The following is a 5,053-nucleotide window of genomic DNA, read 5'->3' as shown; positions in this document are numbered from 1 at the left end:
GCACTTCTGAGCACCACTTTCCCGTTTGGAGCCATGATACTCAGAAAATCAAGCCCGAAGCTCAGACGCACATTCTCCAGCGCGCTTCTGAACTCCTTGTCATCCCATTTTCCTTCTTTTACTACTTTAGCCAGACTTTCCTTTTTTGAGGTAAACCGAAGCACCATCTCCAGCCGATCCAGTTCGGTTTGGAGAACTCCCCAAGCACTGTTAAGATCTGATCTTACCTGGTCCTCTGCTCTCTTTATGATCTGAGTATGAACAATCCGCACTCCGACCAGGGCCGCAACCAGCCCCAGAACCAGAATAAGGAGACCGAAGCACTTGAAGACCTGAGTACGTAACATATATTAAATACCCCTTTTTTCCTCACTTGATGGTCTGCCTGGAACAACTCAATTGACTGAATTGACCCGACTCGGTCTCAGATGTCGCAAGTAGCAAAATCAGTTTCTCAAGTTCCAGAGCCAGATTAATGTGATTCTCCCTGCAATTTCCAGGAAGCAGCAGACGGGTGGGAGCAAAATTTAAGAAACCCCGCACTCCGGCAATGATCATGATATCGGCTACCTTCTGCGCCTCAGTAACCGGCACCGCAAGCACCCCTATCCTGATTTTATTGCGGCTTATAAACGAGGCCATCTCATCTATGTGAAGCACCGGAATCTTTCCGCTGTTCCCCGCTTTCTGAGGATCGATATCAAATGCAGCAACAATATTGATATTTTCCTCTTCAAATCCCCTGTAGTCACAAAGAGCCCTGCCTAATTTCCCGGCCCCGGCAACAACAGCTTTTGTGGCAGTCCCACCACGATGGAGAATCTTGTGAATCTCCGCCAGAAGAGGTTCAATCTGGTACCCTCCCCTTTTGTTACCTACGGTTGTCAGACAGGAAAAATCCTTTCTGACAAGTGAGGATGATACACCTAGAGAGTCGGCAAGGTTGGAGGAATAGACGCGTGTGAAGCCCATCATACGCATCTTTTTCAGGACAATCTTATACTCCAGTAACCGGGTAGTAATTGTCTCCTGACCCATCCATTCTCCTATTTGTAAAAGGGGCCCAGTATTGTTATAAATATAACATATTTTGATACACCTGTCCAGTTTTTTGTGAATTTTTTCTCATTATAGTTCACCAGATTACTTTATTACGTTTGTCATCTTTGACCCCTTATCTGCTTGTTTTTCTTTGCTTTGTCTATGGGTATCAGATCAGGTGGTCAGTATCACTCCCGAACAAAGTAATACCCGTTGGAGTGCAGGATTATTGTGCCTTCAAGTGATGTAATTGCCAGAGCAGAGCCACTATGCATGATCATACTCAGAGCTTCATCATGAGGGTGCCCATACTGGTTTTCCCGGGAGCAGGAGATCACAGCCAGCTCGGCTCCAACATATCCGGAAAAGAGCGCACTTACAGATCCGGCGCTTCCATGATGGGCCACAACTGCTATATCGGATTTCAATGATGTCCCGTAAGACACCGCAATCATCCTCTGGGCAACAGAGTCTATATCAGATGTTATCACAACCTGAGTGTTAAAATGCCGAACAAGAAAAGCAAGGCTGTATCTGTTCACATATTCATCCCTGACCGGGAAAGATTTGTCTATGCTGTCCGGAGGCCAGATGCATGTGATCGATACATCATCGAGTCCACCCAGAGTGTCACCTTCAGAGACAGTCCTGATGTGTATCGGACCATACTCTCCAGAATACAATGATCTCAGGTAAGACGTATCCTCATATTTACTCGTGATTAACAGACCGGACCATTTTATCAGAGTGTCGAGTTTCGAGAGACCACCGCTGTGATCCAGGTCTCTGTGAGAGATAACAATCGACTTTACTTGAGGCATTCCGGCATCCATGTATACTCTCCTGAACCCCTCATAGCCTCCAGGAGGTCCCAGGTCCCAGATTATGGCATCTCCCCCGGAAACACCGATCTGACATAATCCCTGCCCTACATCGACGATGGAAAATTCAAACCCCCTCTCCTGATCCTTTAAAGGATTACTGCAGAAGAAATACAAGAGAATAAATATTATGAATAAACCAGCCCTTTTCATCGTATTTGCTCTTCCTTTCGATTCCCTTTCACAGTTGACAGAAATACTCTCCACCTGTCACCTGATCAGAAACCAGGCTTTCGCCTCAATCCTCACACTCTCCTCCCTGTCATTTTCAACCAGTAATTCAAGGCAGGTCCTTTCAAAGAGTGTCAGGGATTTCTTTATCCCCCACATGTACTCACAGCACTCCCCTGCCTCTTTCCTGAAGGAAAACAGCGGAACCAAAGAGATTTTGGGTAAAAAATTCAGTGTTGATGAAAACCGGCAAAAATACACTGGTGTTCCGTTAACAAAGGTAATTCTCTGAGATGCTTCCGGACGGAACGCTCCCCTTAATCCGGCTGTAAATTCCAGGATATCGTTTTTTCTCTCCTCTCTTGTCCACTCGACCCTGCTGTAACCGAGATTGAAAACAGCGTTCCTGAAGTTTCCAAAGAGAGAAAAAGATCCTTTCACATTTTCAGTGACTTTTTCCATGAACAAGCCCTCAACAGCAGTAAAAGCCCGGAAATGATCAGAAATTGAATGCCACAACTGTAAATTAATCGACAGGCAGCTTCCGGAAAGCCCTGTTCCGGAGTTATGCGGTACCTTTCTGATTATTCTGCTTCGGGGTGCAGAAAAGCCCCCGGGTAGAAAAACAGATTGAAAGTCAAACCTGTTTCTCCCTCCGAAAGCCTGAGCCCGGAATAATAATGGAATAGCAGAGCTGTTCTGAAGATCCACTCCTGTCCCTGCATCTATAATTAACCTTTTAAGATCCAGTTTAAGCCCGGTGTGCAGATAGTAGTATCGTTTACCGGTTTCCGGCAGTCTGAGATAGATACCTCCTATCTGGTTCCTGAGAGCACCTGTTTTGAATTCCACACTGGCTCCGGTAATGGATTCCTGCAATCGGTTATGATAGTATACTCTCGCCGATGATCCGCCTTCACTCTCTGAAAGCTCCACCGCTATTCCATTCCAGGAAGCATATCTGCCATATAACCAGTTTTGAGAAACGTTTCGCCGGCTTTCATCCTGAAAAGGAAAATACCCTGTAAAGAGGCCACGGTCAGCAATTCCTTTAAAATTGCCTATATTCACCCGACACCAGTGCGATGCTTTCAGAGTCAAAGACCTCTGATACCACCTTGCGACATCATCGGCAAAATCCACCCTGCCCTGAAAACTGAGTATCCGCACCGGATCCACAACAATCCTGGCGCAGGAATTCTTGAGGGGACCATGGTAGAAAAAGCCCACTCTCCCGGTACTTGAAACTGATGGCAGATAGAAGCGCAGAATTGGAAGGAATGGAACCAGTTCCGGATAATCCTCCAGGAATTGTTCAATCCGGGACTGATCCCACGGATAATACCTCGAAAGTGAATCAGGACTCACTGGCAGGTTTCCAGGGAGTTCAGGAAATAGTTCCATCAGAACCGAAAGTTCACCGTGCGGTACACTCAATGGCTGAACGTAAAAAGGTTTTACCAGTTCCCATGTCAGAGAATCCAAAGTCCCTTCTGATAACATCTCACTGGCTTCGGATTCGTCAGAGGGCAGTTTCTGTAAGCTGAAAGAGAATGCTTCACTTGCAGGAAGCAACATATGAGCAAAAAGCATGAGCATGAAAGAATGCAGGCCGGGAATGCCTTGCAGAGACCGTCTTTTTATATGATGCTCCCTGGATGAGGTATAAACTGTGGTCTTTTTCATTTGTTTTACTTAAGATAATTTGAGTTAGTGGAGCCGTTCTGTCTCTACTCTTTCGGATTGTTTACTTCCGGAAAACACTATACATCAGACCGATTGATCACACATATTTTTCAAGATTAAAACCAGAGCTGAAACAGAAGCATTCCCGATAAACCGGGAGAATGAATAATAATAGAAATGGGAAAAGTACCTCGAGAGAACAGAGCAACCCTGAACCGTGAAACAGTTGTGCGAGGTTTCGGCAGAGAGACTTTTCAGGGTGCTGAATTACAGAGTTACATGAAATGAGATTACATCGGGTTACTTCGTTTTAAGATAGTTTTTGAGGCCAACGTGGGAAAGCCAAATTTTCAACACATCTTTCTGAGGAATACTCAAGACAGAGGACACATGGAATTTTATTCCCATGTCAATTTGCACAAAACGGTAATTTTGAGCATGTCAGTAATACACTGTCTGCTGAATAATTATATTTTGAGTAGGATCTCAGAGTTTTGTTTTCACCTGGAGCCTCACCTTCAATACAAGTGCCGAAAATGAGATGAAAAGACGCAAACTGAAGCGAATAAATTTCCTTATCTTTGTTTTATTGATTCTTTTATTTCCGGGAATACTCTTTTCTGAGCAGGATACTGTTTCCAGTGAGTTTGCGCTGGTACTCAGCGGAGGTGGAGCAAGAGGTATTGCTCAGATAGGTGTACTGAAGGCGCTCCATGAAACCGGGTTAAAGCCGGATATTATTGTGGGAACCAGTATCGGGGCTATTATTGGTTCGCTTTACTGTTCCGGATTAGGCCCTGACAGCCTGCACTCTCTTGCCCGTTCTATTGACTGGAATGAGATTTTCAGCAACTCGATAGACCGGAAAAAGAGGTTTGTCAGCCAGAAGAGCGAACCCGGCAATTACCTGATGGAATTGCGTTTTGATTACAATTTCAAGCCGATTCTCCCAAGCGCACTTTCCTATGGTCAATCATTCTTTGATCTTCTTGCCCCCATACTTGCATCTGCACAGTTCAGAGCAAAAGGGGACTTCGACAATCTTTACATCCCCCTGAGGATCATCGCCACAGATCTTCTCACCGGAGACAAGGTGGTCTTTTCAAAAGGCAACATTGTCACAGCCGTCAGGGCATCCTGTTCGGTTCCACTCGCATTCTCTCCAGTTGAAATTGACTCAGTGCTTCTGGTCGATGGCGGATTATCAACAAATATTCCTGTCGAATACGCGCGCGAATTGGGATTCCATAAAGTTATTGCTGTGGATGTGACTT

5 protein-coding genes are annotated in these 5,053 nt (G+C 45.3%); 1 reads left to right on the top strand and 4 read right to left on the bottom strand.

Features of this window, described 5'->3' with window-relative positions; genetic code table 11:
- The 4 genes from GX089_14075 to GX089_14060 all read right to left on the bottom strand — a co-directional run.
- Window positions 1-347, bottom strand: a 347-nt coding sequence (locus tag GX089_14075) for a hypothetical protein (GenBank protein ID NLP03617.1), incomplete at its 3' end; no start/stop codon positions are given.
- A 22-nt stretch (window positions 348-369) separates the two neighbouring features.
- Window positions 370-1,038, bottom strand: coding sequence for a redox-sensing transcriptional repressor Rex (locus GX089_14070; protein NLP03616.1), 669 nt, complete (start codon window positions 1,036-1,038; stop codon window positions 370-372).
- 191 nt (window positions 1,039-1,229) lie between these two features.
- Window positions 1,230-2,129, bottom strand: a complete 900-nt coding sequence (locus GX089_14065) for a hypothetical protein (GenBank protein ID NLP03615.1) — start codon at window positions 2,127-2,129, stop codon at window positions 1,230-1,232.
- A gap of 3 nt (window positions 2,130-2,132) precedes the next feature.
- On the bottom strand, window positions 2,133-3,779 hold the full coding sequence (locus tag GX089_14060) for a hypothetical protein (GenBank protein ID NLP03614.1): 1,647 nt from the start codon (window positions 3,777-3,779) through the stop codon (window positions 2,133-2,135).
- 541 nt (window positions 3,780-4,320) lie between these two features.
- Between GX089_14060 and GX089_14055 the strand changes: the two genes are divergently transcribed.
- Window positions 4,321-5,053, top strand: a 733-nt coding sequence (locus GX089_14055) for a patatin-like phospholipase family protein (protein ID NLP03613.1), incomplete at its 3' end; no start/stop codon positions are given.

The organism is Fibrobacter sp., assembly GCA_012523595.1.
Lineage (GTDB): Bacteria > Fibrobacterota > Chitinivibrionia > Chitinivibrionales > Chitinispirillaceae > JAAYIG01.
Note: the sequence above shows the minus strand (reverse complement) of the source record. Positions and strands in the feature narration are given on the sequence as shown.